The organism is Flavobacterium pokkalii (genome assembly GCF_014596575.1).
GTDB classification, from domain to species: Bacteria; Bacteroidota; Bacteroidia; order Flavobacteriales; family Flavobacteriaceae; genus Flavobacterium; species Flavobacterium pokkalii.
The window spans coordinates 77,222-99,970 of record NZ_NASZ01000008.1; the positions used below are offsets into that span (position 1 = coordinate 77,222).

Sequence of the window (22,749 nt, forward strand, 5' to 3'; positions counted from 1 at the left end):
TTGCTAAATTTTTATTGGATTATAAAGTCAGGTTTAGTCCCATCGTAAAAGTGGTTGGTTGTGGATAACCAAAACCAGCGTTTTCCGGATCAACTCCCGTAAATGATTTTGCATCGAGAATAAATAAATTTTGACCACTTACATAAAATCTAAAGCTGTTCAATTTCATTTTTTGCAATAATTCTTTCGAAAAACTATAGCCCAATTGTAAAACACGCAGCTTTAAATAACTTCCGTTTTCAACATAATAGGTAGAAAATCTCGACTCGGCATTTTTATCAATAGTAGTCAATGCCGGAATAGTTGAATTTGGATTATCTAAAGACCAGGCGTTTAATAATCGTGTTCCTTTGTTAGACCCCACATCATCTACACTCCAAAAATCGGTTTGGTATTTAGTTCTGTTTATTACATCTACATTTCCGGTTCCTTCCCAAAAAGTAGTCAAATCAAAATTTTTATATCCTAAACCAAGATTAAAACCGTATTGAAATCCTGGATTTGGATTTCCAATCCAAGTTCTGTCTTTATCTGTAATCGAACCATCTCCGTTTAAATCCACATAACGAATACGTCCTAAACCTTTTCCTTCCTGAAGTGGTGAATTATCCACTTCATCCTGTGATTTAAATAAACCATCGGTCACATAACCGTACATAGAATTAATAGGTCTTCCTAAAATATTGTCGTCCAAACCATTTCCACCGTAATTATTTTTTACCTCATCCGGCAGTTTTGTAATTTTATTTCTATTAGCTGAAAAGTTTGCCGAAATATCATATTTCAATCCAAAAGAAGTTTCATCATGATAAGCCAAGGCAAATTCCCATCCTTTGTTTTCCATAGCAGCACCATTTACCCAACGGCTTCCTCCTTCACCAATTACTCCTAAATAAGGTGGCAATACCAAAATATCTTTAGTTTGTTTGTTGTAATAATCAATAGAACCACTCAATTTTTGATTAAAAAATCCAAAATCCAAACCAATATTTGTTTGCGTAGTAGTTTCCCATTTCAAATCGTCATTACCCGTTTGGGTAGCAATAAATCCGGAAGGCAATAAACCATTACCGTTACCTGCAATATCATAAGCTGTCCCAAAAGAAGTCGCCCAAGTAGGACTTCCACCTGCATAACTGGCTAAATAAAGTGAGTAAACTGCAGTATTACTAATTTCCTGATTACCAGTTTGTCCCCAACCGGCACGTAATTTTAAATCAGAAATAAAATCGGCTTTGTCCTTGATGAAAGCTTCATTGCTAATTCTCCATCCTGCCGAAACTGCCGGAAATGTTCCAAACTGATTGTTTTTTCCAAATCGGGAAGAACCATCACGTCTAATGGTTCCGGACAACAAAAAGCGATCATCAAATTCGTAATCAACTTTTCCAAAATAAGAAAGTAACGAATAACTTGTTGAGGAACCACTGGTGAAAGATTCTCCTGTACCGGCATCCGGGTACATATAATCTGGAGTTTCAATCAAAAAGTCATTTTTTCTTAAAGTATTGGTATCAAAAACATCTTTGTACATCTCGGTTCCTGCCAATAAATTCAATTTATGTTTTCCAAATTCTATATTATACAAAGCGGTATTGGTCCATGTCCATTTATCACTAACCGATTGGTCAATCGTTACAGAATTTTGGTCATTCTGCAAATAACCCGAAACATAACTACGTTGTAAATTTCTTTTTTTGTAAAAACCATAATCTACCCCAAAACTGGTTTTGATATGAAGGTTTTTTACAATTTCTAAATCTGCATAAGCATTTCCGAATAATCGCAAATAATCGTATTTATTGTCTTTGTTGTATTCTAATAAACGAACCGGATTTTGTCTGTCGTTCATTCCGCCCACAGGTCCACCCCATCCTTTACCATCAATTGTTCGAACCGGAATTAAAGGCAAAGCACGCAAAGCCGGATCAAGAACTCCTGGATCAGAAACCTCATTAGTACGGTTTAACGTGAAATTCTCTCCAATAACTAATTTTCCATCAAAGTATTTATAGGAGCTATTCATTCTAGCTGAAATTCTTTCAAATTCAGTGGTTTTCACTACACCTTGGTTGTTGTAATACCCCAAAGAAAACAAGTAACTTCCCTTGTCTGAAGCATTTGACGCAGCCAAATCATATGATTGTGCGATACCTGTTTGAGAAATTTCATCGTACCAGTTGGTATTTGCTGATTTTAAAGTTTGGTTAGCATCTAAGTATTCCGGAACCAAAATTTTGTTCAATTGCGGTTTGTTGTTGGCCACTTCCCAGTCAAACTGATAACTTAAATTGTTGCTGTTTGGATTTAATCCATCATTGATGTTGGCTTGCCAAAGTGCTTGTCCGTACTGTTCCACATTCAAAACGCTCAATCTTCTGCTATAAGAAGACAAAGCTGTATAATGGCTGAAATCAATTTTCATATTGCCGGCTTTTCCTTTTTTGGTGGTAATAATAATAACACCATTTGAAGCCCGCGAACCGTAAATACTTGCCGAAGAAGCATCCTTCAAAACCTGAATAGATTCAATATCATTCGGATTCAATTCGTGCATTCCGGATTTGGTTGGCATTCCGTCAATTACCAATAAAGGTGAAGTGTTATTAAGTGTTCCCACCCCACGAATTACGATATTGGTATTTGCCCCACTCGGAGAACCATCTGAAGTAACTTTTACCCCAGCCAATCTTCCTTGTAATCCTTTTAATGGATTTGGTTCCGGTTGTTTGGATAATTCTTTCATATCCACAACGCTTACAGCACCAGTGATATCGGTTTTTCTCTGCTTGGAATAACCCGTAACCACAATTTCAGTTAATTGATTACTCTCGCCTATTAAGGCAATTTTAAAGTTTTTTTGTCCCTTTATTTGAATCGTTTGCGAATTATATCCTACATAAGAAATAATTAAACTTCCGTTAGAAGCAACATTGGAAAAAGCAAAGTTTCCGTCAATATCAGTGCTTACACTTTTATTGGTACCCGAAATCAATACCGTTGCTCCCGGCAAAGGCAATCCGTCTTCGGATGAGATTACAGTACCTTTAATTCCTATTTCCTGTGCCTGAATAAGAGACATCGAAAAGAGGAAACATAAAAAATAAATTAATTTACATTTCATTGGTTAGTTTGTTTTTAGTTAATATTTATTTGGTTAATTTCAAGATTTTGAACATTGATTTTTTCTTCTGATAGTAAATCCAATTGTGTAAAAGGACTGCTGTTGAAAAATATATCTGTCATGACCTTTTCTCCATTATTAAAGAAAATCTCCAGAGATGTTTTATCTAAAATGATTTTAAAAACTGCCTCTTTTTGATTTTTATCCAAAATTGCTTTGGTTAGCGGTTGATAAAATTTATCCGAAAAATTATTTTTCCCTGATTTTGAACGGTCGATAAACAAATAATGTTCCGCATTATTAATCCCAAAAGTCAACAATTCTCCTTCCTTATTAGACAAAACAAAAGTATAAGTTTCTGATTCCAAATCTTTTAAACTCAACTCAACAACTACTTTCGTTAAATCAATTTCATTATTCTCTGCAAGTGTCACCTTTTCATTAGCAGTTATTTCTTTCTTCTTAACTGATTTTGAAGTGTAATTTTCTAATTGATGAACTGGAGCACTTATCAAACTATAATGCTCCTGATTTTTTATTAATTTCAATTCACGGGCAATCGTTGTAGTCCCTCTCCACTGATTTGTAGGAACTTGTGATGCATAATCCCAGTTGGACATCCATCCGATGATAATTCTTTTATTATCCGGTACATTATCAAAAGATACGCTGGCATAATTGTCTCTTCCTAAATCCAGCCAGGCCACTTTTTCTTTTTGCAATTGTTGGGTAAAAAGAGCATCCATTTTAAAGGTTTTACCATCAAAATCACCAACAAAATATTGTGCAGCCGAACCTCCATTTGGTCCACCCGGATTGATATTTACAATAAGAACCCATTTCTCTTCCTCAGTTCCCTCTATCTTTATTGGAAAAAGATCCGGACATTCCCAAACACCGCCATGCCCACCGACATCTTTTCCAAATTCGGAAAGAAAAACCCAATCTTTTAGATTTTTAGAACCATAAAAATGCTGTCTGTCCTGAGCGGCCAATCCCATTACCCATTGTTTTCTTTTAGCATCCCAAAATACTTTAGGATCTCTGAAATCTTTTATTCCCGGATTTTTTAAAACCGGATTATTACTATATTTTGTCCATGTTTTTCCATTATCCAAAGAATAAGCTATTGCCTGAGACTGGGCATCAATTTCTCCCGCTTTCTCTTTTTGCATATTATGATAAGTAAAAATGGCCACCACCGGAACATTCGTCCCATCACCAAATCCCGATGTATTGTCCTTATCAACTACAGCACTTCCGGAAAATATGGCTCCTTTCTCATCATAAGCAATTGCAGGCGTTAGTTCTTCCCATTTTATTAAATCTTTACTTACAGCATGACCCCAGTGCATCTTACTAAAATCCGGGACACTTTGAAATGGTGTATGTTGGAAAAACAAATGATAAGTACCGTTAAGATAGAACAATCCGTTAGGATCATTCATCCATCCTTTTTTGGGTGTAAAATGAAAATTAGGACGATACATTTGTTCTTCGGCTGTGACAGTAACATTAGTAGTTTGTGCTGTGACCGAAGCTGTTTTGCAACTTGCTATTGTCATTAAAATTCCACTACAAAACGCGAGCTGAAGCTGTTTTTTTGAAATCATCTTTGTTGGTATTTTTATTAGTCAAATTTTCGCTCAATGTTTCTAAAGAAATTCCTTTGGTTTCCGGCATTAAAAACATCACAAATAATAATTGCAGTACCATCATCAAGGTAAAAATTAAAAACACTACCGACGGTCCAATTTCAGAAAACAATACAGGGATTAACGAAGGAATTATCGCCGCCAAAACCCAGTGTACTGAACTTCCAAAAGCCTGTCCGGAAGCACGAATATGATTTGGAAAAATCTCGGAAATAAAAACCCAGATTACAGCTCCCTGACCTATAGCGTGAGAAGCAATAAACAGGAAAAGAAAAACAGGTACAGACAAGCCTCCCCAATCAAAATAAAAAGCCGCCGAAACTAATCCTAAAGAGATAATATAACCTACAGAACCAATATACATCAATACCTTTCTGCCTAATTTATCAATTAAACTTACTCCAACTAAAGTAAAAACAAGATTTGTAATTCCGATTCCGATACTACTTAACAATGCCGTATTTTGACCTAAACCAGCTTCTTCAAAAATTCTCGGAGCGTAATATAAAAAAGCATTGATTCCGGAAAACTGATTGAAAAAAGCGATTAAAAAAGCGAGCATAAGCGGAAAACGGTATTTTTTCATGAAAATATTTTCATGCTTGACTGCTCCATTCTCACTCGCTTCATCTCTAAAATCTTCGATATTTGCTAATGGATCAATTGTAAAAAGTACTTTACGGGCTTCATCAATACGGTTTTTGGATAATAACCATCTAGGACTTTCCGGAATTGTAATAATAAAAAGGATATAGATAAAAGAAGGAATTGCCTGAACACCAACCATCCATCGCCAGGCGTTTTCGCCAATATCTTTTAAAAAGTAATTAGAAATAAAGGCTACTAAAATCCCTAATACGATATTAAACTGATAGAGAGCAACCAAACGACCTCGTTTATCAGCCGGAGCAATTTCTGAAACATAGGCCGGAGCAGCAATGGTTGAAGCACCAACACCCAATCCTCCTATAAATCGGAAAAACGCAAAAATATAAGGATCATTCGCAAGAGCAGCTCCGATAGCTGAAACAAAATACAGAATACCAATCCAAAATAATGTTTTTTTACGACCTATCTTATTGGTTGGAATTCCTCCAAAAATAGCTCCGATAACTGTTCCCCAAAGCGCCATTGCCATAACAACAGATCCATGAAAAGCATCAGAAGAATGCCAAAGAAGCTGTAATTGTTTATCAGCTCCTGAAATAACTACGGTATCAAAACCGAATAAAAATCCTGCCAGTGCAGCAGTAACAGACCAAATTAATATCTTATTCATTGTACATGTATTAAAAACGTTTCGCTAAGTTATTCGTAAAAAAAGCAACTTATTTTTAATGATGTTACAATTTATTTATTCTATTACTATTAGTTTATCATTTTCGGCACAACCCCTTTGTTTTCAATGGTTTTCAGATATTCTGTTTTTGTTACGAAAACCATATAGTTATGATTTTGTAACTTTAGATATGAAAATGTTACCTAAAAAAGAAGCTGATTATGTTACGTCTTATAATGATGTTTTATATTCTTTAGGAGAAACTCCAAATTTATTCTTAAAAGCGGTCGAAAAATAATTTGGAGAAGAGAATCCAAGCGAATACGCAATCTCCGAAATATTCATTTCATTAAGCTTTAAAAGTTCGGCAGCTTTCTCTAATTTAATGTTATTAATGTGGTCACTAATATTAATTCCCATAATCGCTTTTACTTTTCTGTACAACTGAACTCTTGATACACTCATTTTATCGGCTAAATCTTCAACCGAAAATTTTGGATTCTCTACATTACTCTGAATAATTTCATTCATTTTAGTAATAAAAGTTTGTTCCGGATTACCAAAACGGGATTCCGGCTCCACACGATAAATGTTATTTGTATAATAATAACGTAATTTTTCTCTGTTAAAAAGCAAACTTGAAAGGGATTGCTTCAAAATAGAAAGGCTAAAAGGCTTCGTAAGATACTGATCTACTCCGCTTTGCAATCCCTTTAATACAGCTTCTTTACTGCTTTGAGCCGTTAAAATAATAATTGGAATATGCGAAGAACGCAAATCTTTTTTCAGCGCTTTACTAATTTCATAACCGTCCTTACCGACCAAATTAATATCACAGATAATAATATCAGGTATGATTTCGATAGCTTTTTCAATTCCATCACTTCCGTCTGAAGTATAGACGGTATATTCTTTGGTTAATTTGGCCTGTAAAAAAGCAACCAAATCACTGTTATCTTCTATAATTAAAATAGAATGCTTTTCAGAATCGGCAGCAAGATTAAAGTTTTCAACCTCGGATTCAAGTTCCAAATGATTGGTAATTATATTTTGTGCAATATTTTTATTGTCTATATTTTCAACAATTTCATCTTTAGCCAAATGATTATTTCCTTTCAATAACGTAATTACAAATTCACTGCCCTGTTTTGATTTTAAATCGATAGTACCATGATGTAACAAAACAAATTCTTTTGATAGATGAAGTCCTATTCCGGAACTGTTTTTACTGTTATTAGAAGCTTTAAAAAATGGCTGAAAAACATTAGACAACTCATTATCAGGGATACCAATTCCGGAATCTTTAAAACTAATTTTAACCGTATTGTCTTGATTTTCTACTATAGAAATATTTATTTTACCATTATCAGGAGTAAATTTAAAGGCATTAGAAAGCAGATTAAAATACACTTTATCCATCAAATTTTGGTCAATAAACAATTCCAGATTTTTACTTTTACAGCTCAATTGAAAATCAATATTCCTGCGTGCCGCTTCGGCTTTAAAGTTTATCATTACCTCATTGGTAAAATCAAAAATATTGGTTTTGGATGCTTGTAAAGTAAATTTTTGTTCTTCAAGCTTTCTAAAATCCAACAGTTGATTAATTAATCGTAATAATCGGTTTGAATTTTTATAAATCAATTTCATCTCATCGATGAGTTTTGAATCTCTAATTTTTTCTTCTTCCATTAAAGATTCTGTGGAACTCATAATTAAGGTTAAAGGTGTTTTAAATTCATGCGAAAGCCCCGTGAAAAAGTTAAGCCTAACCTCATTACTGCGTTTTATTTCATCGGCAAATTTTTCAATTTCATTACGCTGACTTATAATTTTAGCATTTGTTAGTTCAAGTTCTTTCTTTTTTCTGCTAATTATTATTCGGGAATAAATACTATGAATGGCAAACAAAAAGATAACAAGACTTAAAACAATTAAAGCTTTCAACAGATTACTTTGGCTGCTATATTTTTGTAATTGTTCCTTAATAAAATGTTGCTGATTTTCAATATCAGATTGTTGTAAAGATATTTTATCAAATTGACTACTCATGATTTCTGCATTCAGTGTATCTATCAAGGTGGTATTAAGCTTGTTCATCTTTGGAACAATTTCTTTGTTTTTTATCTTCAAAGCTAGTTTAATAGCTTCAGCGCCACCTGTTGGATACAAAATCGTACCGGTTAGTACTCCTTCCTTAACAAATTCTACTCCTCCATTGGTACCATTTAGTCCGTCAACACCGATGAACTTAATTTTATTATTTGGTCGCTTCTCCTTAGCTATTTTCCATGCATTATAAGCTATCAGATCGTTAAACCCAAATACATAATCTATAGACAAGCTATCTAATAGCTTGACAAATTTACTTTTAGGCGAATTAAAATCATCCGCATCAATACTTATCTTTTGTATTCCGGGATATTTACTTAAAATTTGTTGCAGTCCCTTGCTTCTTTCAATACCGGGATAGGTTACAATTTCGCCTCTTATTTCTACAACCGTACCTTTTCCTTTAGATAAAGAAACAATTTGCTTTCCGGCAAGTTTACCAACTTCAACATTGTCGGCACCTAAAAAAGCGGTGTAATTTAACGTATTTACCTTTCTGTCAACAATTATAACAGGGATTCCTTTTCGATTTGCTTTTTCAATAACAGGAACAATGGAATCGGATTCATAAGGAGCAATAATTATTACATCCATATTTTGCTGAATCATTTTTTCAACATCCTGAATCTGTTTTTTTACTTTTCGATCGGCATTATAAATAATCAATTTAGCGTTTGGATGAAGTAATGTTTCAACTTCCATTGCATGATCCATCGATTTTCTCCACAAATCATTATCAATACTTTGTGAAAAACCTATAGTTATAGTTTCTTTATTCTCATTTGATGAATTGCATGAATTGAACAAATACCCAAAAAATAACAGGCTTGCAATAATATATATTCTTAACATAAGTTTCAATAAATTAAAAAATACTGTAAAAATGACTTTGTTTCAGAAAAAAAATCGACGGAATTTAAATTACTTAATAAATATAAAATTTAATAATAAGTGTTTAAGTAATTGAATCTTTGAGAGGTTGCTATAAAAAATAACTGCTTAGTAGCTCAATTGATAATAGCAAATGTAAAAAAATCAAATTATTATTATCAATTGACAGCTTTTTATTTTTTTTATGGCATCAAAAGCTAAAACTTAAGGAATAACCTGTTTTTTTTAACAGAGATGTTAGTAAAATAATTCTAAAACAAATTATATCCTATAAACAAGCTACTAATTTAAAAAAACTATTTAACACATCTGAACCCAATATGGTTTGCAGACGATTTTATTTCTCCATGGCCTCTTGAACCTACTAAATATCTGGTACAATATTCGTCTGTACACAGGAATGATCCTCCTCTGTGAACTTTTGTTAATGCATTTGGCTCAGCAGAATAATTACTTGATTGAGGACCTTTCGGATTTCTTGTTACTTTTCCACTTTCTGACAAAATCTGATAATAATCCTCGCTATACCAATCATTTATCCATTCCCAAACATTACCAGCCATATCAAACAAGCCATAACCATTAGGTTTGTATTGAGCTACAGGTGCCAGACCTACAAAACCGTCTTCTGCGGTATCGCCTTGGTCAACTGGAAAATCTCCCTGATAAATATTCGCCTGAATCTTTCCTTCCGGCTTAAAAACATTTCCCCAAGTATAAGATGCGCCTGTCATTCCTCCTCTGGCGGCAAATTCCCATTCGGCTTCAGTAGGCAAACGTTTTCCGGCCCATTTTGCATAGGCTGCAGCATCTTCAAATGCAATATGTACAACCGGATAATTATCCTTGCCAGTTATATTACTATCCGGACCTGTAGGATGTCGCCAATCAGCTCCTCCTATATATTGCCACCATTCTAAATAATTATTCAAATCTACCTTACTTTTTGTTGGTGTAAAAACTGCCGAACCGGCAATTAATTCAACTAAAGGAACTCCGGGAAATTCTTCTGCCAAAGGCTTTTTCTCTGCAACAGTTGTATAGCCTGTCGCTTTTACAAATTTGGCAAATTCTTCATTAGTCACTTCGGTTTTATCCATCCAAAATCCATCTACATAAACCCTATGAATCGGACGGGCATCATTGGTCACTCCTTTGATACTACACAAACTCTCGTCATCAAAATTACTTCCCATTGAAAATTCGCCTCCGGGAATCCAAACCATTCCTTCCGGAGCATTCTTAGGCTTGTTGTTTTTATTCTCAACAGTTAATTCAAACTTTGGATCTGAAATTTTCTTTCCGTTATTTTTAATTCCAAAACTCAGCAATACATACAAAAAACCTATTAAAGGAATAATCATAAAAAATATTACTCTAATTATTTTTTTATCTCTAATACCCATATTGATTTTTTAATTTGATTCAAAATATTCTCTAATTCTTTTATAAGCTATTAAGGTTTAGCCTTAACTTCAACTGTACGCTAAATTAACCTTTTTTATACCACCCATTTTATCCTAATTATTTGGTGCTAAAGTTTAATTTCAAAGAACCAAAATACTAATCCGGTCTGACTAAAATCCCCTAACAAATCAACAACAACCTATATTCCCCTTCGTTTTCCTTTGGAGCCCGATGAATACAAGGCAAAACCTGCTGATCAGGATGATCGACTGCCAGTCGCCACAGATGTCCTAATCCTAAGTTAACAGGCTCAGAATCCAGTTTTGCCTGATAATGCAAATCGAAATAATTCTCTTTCAGGAAACCCTCAAATTCTTCTGCAGAACTATTATGCAACTCCTGAAGCTTTTTTCTAATTTCAGGAATTAAAATTTTCTGTTCCGCCTGCTCATTGGGAATTATATCACTTGCCGCTCCATAATAAGTACACAAAAAAGTATCTGTCGCAACAGGAGAACGGTCCACATGATAAGAATAAACATCCGTCGAAATGAAATCAAATTCCTCGTCACGCTCATAACATTTTAATAAATTAAGTGAAGGCGAAGCTCCAAAATCAGTCAATAATTGCAAATCATTCAGAATAATTTCACGTGCCAGATTTCCTTTTTCCGATAATTGAAGCGCCAATAAATCTTCAGCAGAAACTTCCGTGATATTCTCCTTTAATTGTAGTTGCGTTACAATTTCCTTAAAATCACCTTGTAAATTTCTATGCCAGCACAACGCGTTCATCGTTCCTTTAAATTCGGTATTAACAAGTTCAGAAAAAGAGGAAACTCTTCCAATTTGGTCGCTAACTAAAATCATACTACTGCTTTTTTGAAATTAAGAAAGTCAAATTTTAATTGGCCACAAAGTTACAGAATAGTAAAATCCGGAAGCCTATTATTAGAAATAAAAACCTAAAAAACTGCTTAAATACCGCCACTTTAAAAAGTCTTTTTTACACTTGTCCGTACTATTTTTTTAAACTAAATTTGCAGCGTTAATTGAACAACTTATACATTTACGATGATTCATTTCTTTGAAAACCAAAGCAACGCAATTTTTGCCGTACAAACTCAAGGCGAAATTTCGGCTCAAGATATTTCTAAACTGAACTGGCTTTTTGCCAATGCAACTAAAATAGAGAAATCCGTATTGACGGATTTTTTTGTTGGTCCCCGCGCAACCATGATTACACCTTGGAGTACCAACGCAGTGGAAATCACTCAAAATATGGGGATTTTAGGAATCATCCGTATCGAAGAATTTTATCGTACTTCAGAAGATTTTACTGATTTTGATCCGATGCTTTCTCAAAAATACACTGAATTAAATCAGGATATTTTCACTATCCATATTCAACCGGAGCCTATTTTAGAAATCGATGACATTGAGGCTTACAACAAACAGGAAGGTTTGGCTTTAAGCTCAGAAGAAGTAGAATATCTAAATAATTTGGCAACCAAATTAGAAAGAAAACTAACCGATTCTGAAATTTTTGCTTTCTCACAAGCCAATTCGGAACACTGTCGTCACAAAATTTTCAACGGAACTTTTGTTATTGACGGTCAGGAAAAAGAAACTTCTCTTTTCAAATTAATCAAAAAAACATCTCAGGAAAATCCTAACGATATCGTTTCGGCTTACAAAGACAATGTAGCTTTTGTAAAAGGACCAAAAATTGAACAATTTGCTCCAAAAACAGCTGACAAAGCTGACTTTTACGAAGTAAAAGAATTTGATTCGGTTATTTCCTTAAAAGCAGAAACACATAACTTCCCTACAACTGTGGAGCCTTTCAACGGTGCGGCAACTGGTTCGGGAGGTGAAATTCGTGACCGTTTGGCAGGAGGACAAGGTTCATTACCGTTAGCAGGAACTGCAGTTTACATGACTTCTTACTCAAGATTGGAGCAAAATCGTCCTTGGGAAAACGGTGTTGAAGAAAGAAAATGGTTGTACCAAACGCCAATGGACATTTTGATTAAAGCTTCAAACGGAGCTTCTGATTTTGGAAATAAATTTGGACAACCGCTTATTACAGGTTCACTTCTTACATTCGAACATAACGAAAATGACCGTAAATTAGGCTATGATAAGGTAATCATGCAGGCGGGTGGAATTGGTTTTGGAAAATTAGACCAGGCTATCAAACACAAACCACAGGAAGGTGATAAAATAGTTATTCTTGGTGGAGAAAATTATAGAATCGGAATGGGTGGAGCGGCTGTTTCTTCAGCTGATACCGGAGCTTTCGGTTCAGGAATTGAATTAAACGCGATTCAACGTTCGAATCCTGAAATGCAAAAACGTGCTGCTAATGCCATTCGTGGATTAGTAGAAAGCGACAACAACCCTATTGTCTCTATACACGATCACGGTGCGGGTGGACATCTAAACTGTCTTTCGGAATTAGTGGAAGAAACAGGAGGTTTAATTGATTTAGACAAATTGCCTGTGGGTGACCCTACCCTTTCGGCTAAAGAAATAATAGGTAACGAATCTCAAGAAAGAATGGGATTGGTTATTGGACAAAAAGATATTGATACGTTGCAAAGAATTGCCGACAGAGAGCGTTCGCCAATGTACCAAGTAGGAGATGTAACTGGAGACCACCGTTTTACTTTCGAATCAAAAACTACCGGAGCTAAACCAATGGATTATGCATTGGAAGATTTCTTCGGAAGTTCGCCAAAAACAGTTATTACCGATACTACTGTTGACTATAACTACGCTGAATTAGATTATACTAAAGATAAAATTGCTACTTATTTAGAAGCGGTTTTACAATTGGAAGCCGTTGCTTCTAAGGACTGGTTAACTAATAAAGTGGACCGTTGTGTGGGCGGAAAAGTAGCTAAACAACAATGCGCCGGACCATTACAATTACCATTAAACAACTGCGGTGTGGTCGCTTTAGATTTTAACGGAAAAGAAGGAATTGCCACTTCTATTGGTCATGCTCCTATTGCTGCTTTAATTGATCCCGTAGCAGGAAGCCGCAATGCCATCGCAGAATCTTTATCAAATATTATCTGGGCACCAATTAAAGACGGATTGGGCGGCATTTCATTGTCGGCTAACTGGATGTGGGCTTGTAAAAACGAAGGTGAAGATGCCCGTTTATATGCTGCTGTTGAAGGTTGTTCGGATTTTGCAATCGAATTAGGAATCAATATTCCAACCGGAAAAGATTCGCTTTCAATGAAACAAAAATATCCAAATGACGAAGTAATCGCTCCGGGAACGGTTATTATTTCAGCTGCTGGTAACTGTACTGATATTAGAAAAGTAGTTGAACCTGTTTTACAAAAAGACGGCGGTTCTATTTATTATATCAATTTATCTCAGGATGAATTTAAATTAGGAGGTTCTTCATTTGCTCAAATCTTAAACAAAATTGGAGCTGAAACACCTACGATTAAAGACGCAGCTTTCTTTAAAAAAGCATTCAACACTATTCAGGAATTAATTCTGGAAGGAAATATCGTTGCAGGTCACGATATTGGAAGCGGTGGTTTAATCACTACTTTATTAGAAATGTGTTTTGCTGATGTGAACTTAGGAGCTAAAATTGACTTTTCTGTTTTCGAAGAAAAAGACATCATCAAATATCTTTTTGCTGAAAACATCGGAATTGTATTCCAGGCTAATGAAGACGCTGCTTTAGAAAATAAATTAAACGCTAACGGAGTTGCTTTCCATAAATTAGGAACAGTAACTAATGAAGCTACACTGAACTTTGGTCCTTGCCAGTTAGACATTGCTAAATACAGAGATATTTGGTTTAAAACTTCATTCTTATTAGACCAAAAACAATCTAAAAACGGAACAGCGCAAGAGCGTTATGACAACTATAAAAACCAACCGTTAAACTTTAATTTTCCGGCTCATTTTACAGGAAAAAAACCGGAAGTTGATGCTACAAAACCAAGACCAAAAGCAGCAATTATTCGCGAAAAAGGATCTAATTCCGAGCGCGAAATGGCAAACGCCATGTATTTAGCCGGTTTTGATGTAAAAGACATCCACATGACCGATTTGATTTCTGGTCGTGAGAATTTAGAAGATGTTCAGTTTATTGGTGCTGTGGGTGGATTCTCCAATTCTGACGTATTAGGTTCTGCTAAAGGTTGGGCAGGAGCTTTCAAATACAACGAAAAAGCCAATAACGCTTTGAAAAACTTCTTCAAAAGAGAAGATACCTTATCTGTTGGAATTTGTAACGGTTGCCAATTGTTCATGGAATTAGAAGTAATTAATCCGGAGCATGAAGTACACGGAAAAATGTTGCACAACAACAGCCACAAACACGAAAGTATCTTTACTTCGGTAACCGTACAGGAAAATAACTCTGTGATGTTATCTACTTTAGCCGGAACAACTTTGGGAGTTTGGGTTTCTCATGGTGAAGGTAAATTTAACTTACCAATGGGTGAAGAAAACTACAATATCGTTGGAAAATACGGTTACGAAAGCTATCCGGCAAACCCTAATGGTTCCGACTTTAACACAGCAATGTTGTGTGACAAAACAGGTCGTCACTTAGTTACGATGCCACACATTGAACGTTCGGTTTTCCAATGGAACTGGGCAAATTACCCAAGCCATAGAAACGACGAAGTTACACCTTGGCAGGAAGCCTTTGTCAATGCCAGAAAGTGGATTGAAAACAACTAATTTTTAGTTTTTAAATATTTAAAGCGTTCTCGAAAGAGAGCGCTTTTTTTGTGAGATAATTTTTATTTACAAAATTTAATTCCTTATATTTAAAACGAAATAACTTTTTAATTCTAAGAAACCAATCCATGAAAAAAACACTTTTAATTTTAAGTTTCTGCATACTTTCGTTTTCTGCAAATGCACAAAGTACTTCAAAAACAGAAAAAATAAAACAACTGATGGAATTAACAGGTTCCGGAAAAATGGGTGTCCAAATTATGGACCAAATAATTCGTAGCTTTAAAACTTCTCATTCTTCTTCAGTCAACGATGAATTTTGGGAAGAGTTTAAAAAAGGAGTAAAAGCAGAAGATTTTGAAAACATGATACTTCCTATATATGATAAATATTACACCGAAAGTGATATTGACCAATTAATTGTTTTTTATAATTCATCTATTGGAAAAAAAATGATTAGCACCATGCCTCAAGTAATGCAAGAATCTATGGCTGCTGGCCAAAAATTAGGAAAAGAAATTACTGAAAAACTCCTAGCCAAACTTAAAGAAAAAGACAATTTGGAAAAGTAAAATAGTATGGATAGCTTTGCCAGAGTCTATCCAAATGCTATTATCAATTTATAAAATAAAAACTATGCCAAGTCCAGTTTCTGAATGCTTGTATTGTCAGGAAAATGAAACCCTGCACAACCTAATGATTAAAATTACCGACCTGAAAGTATCGCAATTGTTTCTGTTCAAAGAACAATCTTACTCCGGTCGTTTAAATGTGGTTTACAAAGACCACGGCGTTGAATTTCACGAATTAAGTAACGAAGAGCGTAATGCTTTTATGGACGACGTTGCCACCGCGGCTAAAACTATTGCCAAAGCTTTTAATCCGGACAAGATTAATTACGGAGCTTATGCCGACACCCTGTCGCATTTGCATTTTCACGTAGTTCCTAAATACAAAGACGGCTATGGTTTTGGAAGTGTTTTCGAAATGAATCCCAACAAAACCCAACTTACGGATGCTGAATATCAAACAGTAATAGAAAAAATAAAAGCGGTTTTATAAAAAACTTCGGCTAATTTACACAGTGAAATCCTCTTTTTAATTCAATTTAAAAAGAGGATTTTTTGTTTACAAAACACAAATTATCCCCAATTTTAATTTGTTTTATCTGTTTTAAAATTTAAAAAAGCAAAAGCAATCTGTAACCATAAACAAAATTATTTCTGTATCTGTACTTGTTTTTAGGAAATAAATAGCTTTACCTAAAATAGCAACGTATGGAAACGACAGCACAACAACAAGCCAATTTTAATTTCAGAGCAGTAACAATAGCTGATCTAGACACAATTATCAAACTGTATCAGGAGCAAAAAAAGGAAAAATCAAAACTCAACCAACACTTTGGATTACCACTTTTGGTAGCAGAATTAAACGATAAAATCGTTGGCTATTCCTATGCATCAAACTCAAATTCAAACGTATATCAATTAAAAACATATATCGACACTGCTTTTGAACATTATTTTCTTCAGGAAAATTTGATTCAAAAATCAGAACTGCTTTTAAAGGAAAAAGGAAAAAATTTGGTTCATAAAAATCTGGATTCTTCCATCACGCGACTTATTAACTGGTTAAACTATTCTTATTCTTAAAAATCAAAAACGGTTACAGTTAGAATATTTATTACTTTTATAGGACACAAAACAGTAACGAATGCCCAGAGAGATTTTATATTTAAAAATTGCCCGAATCATTGAAGACCAAATTTCCTCCGGAACGTTAAAAACCGGAGAAAAACTGCCTTCTATCCGAACCATTCAAAAAATATACAATGTTAGCATCAATACCGTAAAACAGGCCTTTTTAGAATTAGAAAGTAAATCGTTAATTGAATCGAAACCCAAATCCGGATTTTATGTAAGCCATTCTTTCCATAGTAAACTGGAACTTCCTTCTGTTAGCCAGTTACAATTAAGTCAGCAGGAAAAAACTCCGGAAGACTTAATCAGTAAGGTTTTCAACACTTTGACCCACAAAGATTTTACACAGTTTGCGCTTGGAGTTGTGGATAAAAGTATGCTTCCCATTGCGAAACTCAACAAAGGAGTTGTAAAAGTTTTACGCAATTTAGAAGACAGCGGAACCGGTTACGAACCTGCTCAGGGAAATATTAATTTGAGAAGAAATATTGCCAAATGGTCTTTTACCTGGGACGGTCATTTGACAGAAGATGATATTGTGACCACTTCGGGAGCTTTAAATGCACTTTTTTATGCCTTAATAACCGTAACCGAACCCGGTGATACAGTGGCTATCGAAAGTCCTGTTTATTTTGGCATTTTGCAAATGATAAAATCTTTGGGATTACATATTATCGAATTACCAACACATCCTGTTACCGGAATTTCAATTGAAGATTTAAAAAAAGTACTTCCTAAAATAAATGCCTGTTGTTTTGTAACCAATTTCAACAATCCTTTGGGAAGTTGTATGCCTGAAGAAAATAAAAAAGAAGTAGTTCATTTACTTAGCAAACATAATATTCCGTTGATTGAAGACGATTTATACGGCGATATTTTCTTTGGTGTCAGCCGACCAAAACCCTGCAAAGCTTTTGACGAAACAGGAAATGTATTGTGGTGTGGTTCGGTATCCAAAACCTTAGCACCGGGCTATCGCGTGGGCTGGGTTGCACCGGGTAAATTCAAAGAAAAAACGATTCGAAAAAAACTACTGAATACCATGTCCAGTCCGCCCTTATATCAGGAAGTCATTGCCGATTTTATGGAGCACGGTCGCTATGAACACCATTTAAGAACTCTAAGAAATACCCTTTACAACAACTGCCTGCATTTTAAAAAAGCAATTGAAAAATATTTTCCGGAAAATACTAAAATTTCCAATCCTCAGGGCGGTTTTGTGCTTTGGTTAGAACTCGACCCGAAAATTGATACCGCGATTTTATACGATATTGCCGTTCAATACAAAATAGGCTTTGCTCCCGGAAGAATGTTTACCCAACATAACCGCTACAACAACTGTATGCGGCTGAATTTTGCCATTAAATGGGATGAAAAAGTAGAAGAAAGTCTCAAAACTTTAGGATTATTAATCAAACAACAATTACAATGAAAATTTATCAAATAGATGCTTTTACCAATGAAGTATTTTCTGGAAATCCGGCTGCTGTTTGTCCATTAGACAAATGGATAAGTGCGGATTTAATGCAAAAAATTGCTGCCGAAAACAACCTTGCCGAAACCGCTTTTTATGTAAAAAACAACGAGCAATACGAAATCAGATGGTTTACTCCCACCGTTGAAGTCGATCTTTGCGGACATGCAACTTTAGCAGCCGCTTTTGTGCTATTTAATTATGAAAATTATACAGATAATCTCATTAACTTTTTCTCTCCAAGAAGCGGCGATTTAACAGTAACGAAAGAAGGAAATTTACTTTCGTTAAATTTTCCTGTTGATACATTAGAACCTCTGCAATTAACATCTCAAATTACAGATGGGTTAAATACAAAACCACAAAAAGCATTTAAAGGAAAAACAGACTATTTGTTTGTTTTTGACCATGAAGATGAAATTCTGAATTTAGAACCTGATTTTGAAAAACTTTCAAAATGGCCTGTAAGAGGAATTATTGTTACTGCTCAAGGCAAAACTTCCGATTTTGTTTCCCGCTTTTTTGCGCCTCAATCCGGTATTAATGAAGATCCGGTTACAGGTTCGGCTCATACTACCCTGATTCCTTTTTGGGCAAAAGAATTAAAGAAAACTAAATTTTCCGCTATTCAGCTTTCGAAACGCAAAGGTTATTTGGATTGTGAATTATTGGAAAACAGGGTTTGCATAAGTGGTCTTGCAAAGTGTTATCTAATTGGTGAAATCTTTGTAAAATAAGAAAAGCCACTTTAAAAAAAGTGGCTTTCTATAAAAAATTCATCAAACCCTAAAATGACAAATTCTGTTATTTTTATTAATCTAAATCGATTAAAGCATTTTCCATAAAAATAGCTGGCTCTCTCTCGTTTTGCCAGTAATCTGCGAGGATACTTAAAACAACATCTTTCAAACCGTTAAAAGAACTTTCTGACTGATGTTCTTCATCTTTGATTACTTCAATAAGCAATTCATTTACTTTTCTAATTTTCTCTGAATTTGTCATCTTGATACAGCGTTAATTAATACCCCGTTTAATTATATTGTAAAAGTATAGTAATTCCATTTTCATGACAATACCCACTTTTAGTGATTTTTTAAAGTCTTTTTAATTAATTCTTAAGATTTGTCTTATTCAGCCTCTGAAATCATCTGAATATCCTGATAAATTTGTTTTAATCGTTTTTTCCAAAGTCGAAATAACACAAACAATTGAAAAGAAAAAACAATGCCTAAAAACAGCAGTATCAAAAACTTAGATATTGTAAAATCAATGGAATACGTAAAAAACAATAAAAAACCCGAAATCAAAGCAACACGGCTAAATACTGCTATAAAAGCATATTTCTTTAAACGATTGTAAAGTAATTCCAATGCCTCTTTAACATTGGAACCGTCTGTTACATATTTATTATAAAAATAGCCATACAAACTATGCAAAATAGGCAATAAGAACGAAAAAATTAAAATACAATTTACCCAAAACGGTTTTTTATCACCGTCAAACATGGAAAAATAAACCAGCAAAAAAACTATCCAGGCGCTTACTTCTATTTGAATTTGCCTTCTGATTTTTTTCAAAACCGGGTGACGGTTTTCCTGCAACATCAACAACAAAGCGGTCTCCTCTTTAGAAATCGTTTTTACTGTTTTCCATTCCGATTTTAAATCCTCTAATTCCATGATTTATTTTTTTAAAAGATTTTTAATTTTAGTCTTTATCCGATTGAGTTTTACCCCAACATAATTTTCATTTATTCCTAAAATTTCAGCCATTTGCTGATAGGATAATTCGTCAAAATACAAAGCAATCAATGCTTTTTCGCCATCTTCAAGCAAGTTTAAAACGGCAAATAACTGTTCTTCTCTCAATACTTGTTCGTCGCTAATGATTTCTTCGGCTAAATCGGGTAATTGCGACAAATAATTGATTTTTGCACTGTTTTTTCGGAAAGAAGCCAGAGCTGTATTCAAAGCTATCCGGTACATCCAGGTCTTTATTTGGGCTTCTCCCCGAAAATTAGGATAAGATTTCCACAATTGAAACACGATTTCCTGAAACAAATCTTCCCGATCTTCAACGCTGTCGCGATATAAACGAACAATTTTGTACAACATCGGCTGATATTGCGAAACAATTGCTAAAAATTCTTTTTCAACTGTGTTCATTGTTCCTCTATTTTAGAATAAACCAAAGTAACAAAATTCAGGATTAGCTTCATTTAACAGGCATTTTTAATTTTTCCTTTATCAAAAGAATCTCTTTTTTCATTTGAATATTTTCCGTTTTTAAACTGTCCAATTGCTCTTGTAAATTCCTATCTCTGATTTTTGATCTGCCTTCCGGCGAAGATTCCGGACCGCAAGCCCATACCATAAAAAAAGTCGCTGCTATTAGAATTGTTTTCATAAGTAAAGATTTTAAAACATTAGTTGTTAATACTCTTAAAAACTTACATCTAAAATAAAATTTAACATTAAAAATTTGCGCAACCAATTAATTGCAATTAAATTTGCAACTGATTGGTTTCATTAATTTAAATACAAATGAGAAGAGATATTTTTCAGGCCATTGCCGATCCAACTCGACGAGCCATAATAGGACTCATTGCTATTCAAGCCATGACACCTAATGCAATTGCAGAACATTTTGAAACCAGCCGACAAGCCATTTCAAAACATTTGAAAATCCTAACAGAATGCGAACTTTTAAAACAAGAGCAAAAGGGACGGGAAATTTATTACCAGCTCGAACTTGAAAAAATGAAAGAAATTGACCAATGGCTCACCCAGTTTAAAGCCATGTGGGAAAACCGATTTAACGAATTAGATAACGTATTAGCAAACCTTAAAAATAAAACAGATGAAAACGAACCTACAATTTGACTTTATCGTCAACAAAGAAAACAATACGGTAAACGTAAAAAGAGAATTTGCAGCCCAACTTCCGTTAGTTTGGGATGCCTGGACCAAACCAGAAATTTTAGACTTATGGTGGGCACCAAAACCTTATCAAACCAAGACAAAATCGATGGATTTTAGAGAAGGAGGCTCCTGGTTTTATGGCATGGTAAGTCCGGAAGGAATAATTCACTGGTGCAGAAATGATTATCAAAAAATTGAGCTTTTAAAAAATTTCTCCGGTTTAGATGCCTTTTGCGACGAAAATGGTGCAATTAACACCGATTTTCCCCGTACAGTTTGGACCAATACCTTTACAGATAATGGTGAAACCACTACAGTAAACATCGTTGCTCAATATGAAAAACTGGCCGATTTAGAACAAATCATCGCTATGGGATTCAAAGAAGGATTCACGATGGCTCTGGGAAATTTGGACGAATATTTAGAACAAATCACCAAATAATGCTCGCAATTAAACATTCCATCATAGGCTTAGTATTTTTAACCGGACAAATTACTTTTAGCCAGATTCATTTAAAAATTGAAAAAAAACAAAGTTATTTTACCGAAGGTAAAGACTCTGTTTTGACCTATCAGGCTGCCGAAAAATCATTGAACGGAAAATATATTCGTTCCAATTATATTCATCCCTTATACAATTTAGACGGTAGTGTTTTAAGCGAAGATTTCCCTGCCGATCACCTACATCATCGGGGAATTTTCTGGGCATGGCACCAATTATATATTGACAACAAACGAATTGGCGACGGATGGGAAATTGAAAATTTCAGTTGGGATGTAGCCAAAGTTAAATCCTTAAAGCAAAAAGACCACAGCAAAGCCATACAAACTGTAGTTTATTGGAAATCGCCTTTATGGACGGATAAAAATGGTAAGGAAAAACCATTTGTTAAAGAAACAACACTTGTCAGAGTGCATCCTAAACAAAATCACTATCGCCTGATTGATATTGAAATTAGTTTATTGGCTTTAGAGTCTAACACGCGAATTGGAGGATCAGAAGATGAGAAAGGTTATGGCGGTTTTTCACCAAGAATCAAACTGAGCGAAGACGTTATTTTTACAGCTCCAACTGGAAAAATCATCCCGACCAATTTAGCCATTCCGGCCAGTGAATGGATGGATATTTCGGGTTCTATTGGGAAAAATAAACAACTGGCGGGATTGACAATTTTATGCAATCCACAAAATCCCGGCTTTCCAAATCCCTGGATTTTACGCGCCAAAAAAAGCATGCAAAACGCCGTATATCCTAATCCCGGAGCAACAGCAATTCCGCTTTCTGACAAAAAACCTACGGTCTTAAAATACCGTTTAATTGTGCACGAAGGCAATGCAGCCAACATTCCAATTGCTGAAATATTTAAAAATTATAGCAAATAAATTAGCACCTCATTAATAACAAAAAGCCACGAATTCACGAATTTGTAAATTAAATTTGTGAATTTGTGGCTCTAT

At 34.6% G+C, this 22,749-nt stretch carries 19 protein-coding genes; 9 read left to right on the forward strand and 10 right to left on the reverse strand.

What is annotated here, in order from left to right; all coding sequences use genetic code 11:
- Positions 1-19: 19 nt before the first annotated feature.
- The 6 genes from B6A10_RS07250 to B6A10_RS07275 form a co-directional block, all read right to left on the reverse strand.
- Positions 20-3,124, reverse strand: coding sequence for a SusC/RagA family TonB-linked outer membrane protein (locus tag B6A10_RS07250; RefSeq protein ID WP_188220336.1), 3,105 nt, complete (start codon positions 3,122-3,124; stop codon positions 20-22).
- Between the two features lie 14 nt (positions 3,125-3,138).
- Positions 3,139-4,737: a glycoside hydrolase family 32 protein gene (locus B6A10_RS07255; protein WP_188220337.1), complete on the reverse strand. Its 1,599-nt coding sequence runs from the start codon at positions 4,735-4,737 to the stop codon at positions 3,139-3,141.
- Entirely contained in the window at positions 4,700-6,058 is a 1,359-nt protein-coding gene (locus B6A10_RS07260; RefSeq protein ID WP_188220338.1) for a sugar porter family MFS transporter, read from the reverse strand. The genes B6A10_RS07255 and B6A10_RS07260 overlap by 38 nt, the downstream gene beginning before the upstream one ends.
- 231 nt (positions 6,059-6,289) lie before the next feature.
- Positions 6,290-9,022: a substrate-binding domain-containing protein gene (locus B6A10_RS07265; protein WP_188220339.1), complete on the reverse strand. Its 2,733-nt coding sequence runs from the start codon at positions 9,020-9,022 to the stop codon at positions 6,290-6,292.
- A gap of 335 nt (positions 9,023-9,357) precedes the next feature.
- Positions 9,358-10,425 (reverse strand): formylglycine-generating enzyme family protein, encoded by a 1,068-nt coding sequence (locus tag B6A10_RS07270; RefSeq protein ID WP_238929374.1) that lies wholly within the window; start codon positions 10,423-10,425, stop codon positions 9,358-9,360.
- Between the two features lie 223 nt (positions 10,426-10,648).
- Positions 10,649-11,338, reverse strand: a complete 690-nt coding sequence (locus B6A10_RS07275; RefSeq protein WP_188220341.1) for a DUF1826 domain-containing protein — start codon at positions 11,336-11,338, stop codon at positions 10,649-10,651.
- 204 nt (positions 11,339-11,542) lie between these two features.
- On the opposite strand from B6A10_RS07275, the gene purL reads away from it, so the two are divergent.
- From purL to B6A10_RS07305, 6 genes are all read left to right on the forward strand, one after another.
- Entirely contained in the window at positions 11,543-15,196 is a 3,654-nt protein-coding gene (gene purL / locus B6A10_RS07280; RefSeq protein WP_188220342.1) for a phosphoribosylformylglycinamidine synthase, read from the forward strand.
- 128 nt (positions 15,197-15,324) lie between these two features.
- Entirely contained in the window at positions 15,325-15,768 is a 444-nt protein-coding gene (locus tag B6A10_RS07285) for a DUF2059 domain-containing protein (protein WP_188220343.1), read from the forward strand.
- 64 nt (positions 15,769-15,832) lie between these two features.
- Positions 15,833-16,258 carry an HIT family protein gene (locus B6A10_RS07290; protein ID WP_188220344.1) on the forward strand — a complete coding sequence of 142 codons (426 nt, stop codon included), beginning with the start codon at positions 15,833-15,835 and terminating at the stop codon, positions 16,256-16,258.
- A gap of 215 nt (positions 16,259-16,473) precedes the next feature.
- On the forward strand, positions 16,474-16,848 hold the full coding sequence (locus tag B6A10_RS07295; protein ID WP_188220345.1) for a GNAT family N-acetyltransferase: 375 nt from the start codon (positions 16,474-16,476) through the stop codon (positions 16,846-16,848).
- Positions 16,849-16,909: 61 nt separating this feature from the next.
- On the forward strand, positions 16,910-18,328 hold the full coding sequence (locus B6A10_RS07300; protein WP_188220346.1) for an aminotransferase-like domain-containing protein: 1,419 nt from the start codon (positions 16,910-16,912) through the stop codon (positions 18,326-18,328).
- Complete coding sequence (locus tag B6A10_RS07305; protein WP_194431824.1) at positions 18,325-19,107, forward strand: PhzF family phenazine biosynthesis protein; 783 nt, start codon at positions 18,325-18,327, stop codon at positions 19,105-19,107. The genes B6A10_RS07300 and B6A10_RS07305 overlap by 4 nt, the downstream gene beginning before the upstream one ends.
- A 76-nt stretch (positions 19,108-19,183) precedes the next feature.
- On the opposite strand, the gene B6A10_RS07310 is transcribed toward B6A10_RS07305, so the two are convergent.
- The 4 genes from B6A10_RS07310 to B6A10_RS07325 form a co-directional block, all read right to left on the reverse strand.
- Positions 19,184-19,372, reverse strand: coding sequence for a hypothetical protein (locus B6A10_RS07310; protein WP_026714276.1), 189 nt, complete (start codon positions 19,370-19,372; stop codon positions 19,184-19,186).
- Positions 19,373-19,497: 125 nt separating this feature from the next.
- Positions 19,498-20,049, reverse strand: coding sequence for a hypothetical protein (locus tag B6A10_RS07315; RefSeq protein ID WP_188220347.1), 552 nt, complete (start codon positions 20,047-20,049; stop codon positions 19,498-19,500).
- A 3-nt stretch (positions 20,050-20,052) separates the two neighbouring features.
- Positions 20,053-20,535, reverse strand: a complete 483-nt coding sequence (locus tag B6A10_RS07320; protein ID WP_188220348.1) for an RNA polymerase sigma factor — start codon at positions 20,533-20,535, stop codon at positions 20,053-20,055.
- Positions 20,536-20,584: 49 nt separating this feature from the next.
- Positions 20,585-20,776, reverse strand: a complete 192-nt coding sequence (locus B6A10_RS07325) for a hypothetical protein (protein ID WP_055091026.1) — start codon at positions 20,774-20,776, stop codon at positions 20,585-20,587.
- A 137-nt stretch (positions 20,777-20,913) separates the two neighbouring features.
- On the opposite strand from B6A10_RS07325, the gene B6A10_RS07330 reads away from it, so the two are divergent.
- Genes B6A10_RS07330 through B6A10_RS07340 form a run of 3 tightly spaced genes read left to right on the forward strand, consistent with a single transcriptional unit; the run spans position 20,914 to position 22,674 of the window.
- Positions 20,914-21,252 carry an ArsR/SmtB family transcription factor gene (locus B6A10_RS07330; RefSeq protein ID WP_188220349.1) on the forward strand — a complete coding sequence of 113 codons (339 nt, stop codon included), beginning with the start codon at positions 20,914-20,916 and terminating at the stop codon, positions 21,250-21,252.
- Complete coding sequence (locus B6A10_RS07335) at positions 21,230-21,733, forward strand: SRPBCC family protein (protein ID WP_188220350.1); 504 nt, start codon at positions 21,230-21,232, stop codon at positions 21,731-21,733. The genes B6A10_RS07330 and B6A10_RS07335 overlap by 23 nt, the downstream gene beginning before the upstream one ends.
- A complete protein-coding gene (locus tag B6A10_RS07340; protein ID WP_188220351.1) occupies positions 21,733-22,674 on the forward strand; it encodes a DUF6807 family protein in 942 nt (313 codons plus the stop codon). The genes B6A10_RS07335 and B6A10_RS07340 overlap by 1 nt, the downstream gene beginning before the upstream one ends.
- Positions 22,675-22,749 lie beyond the last annotated feature (75 nt).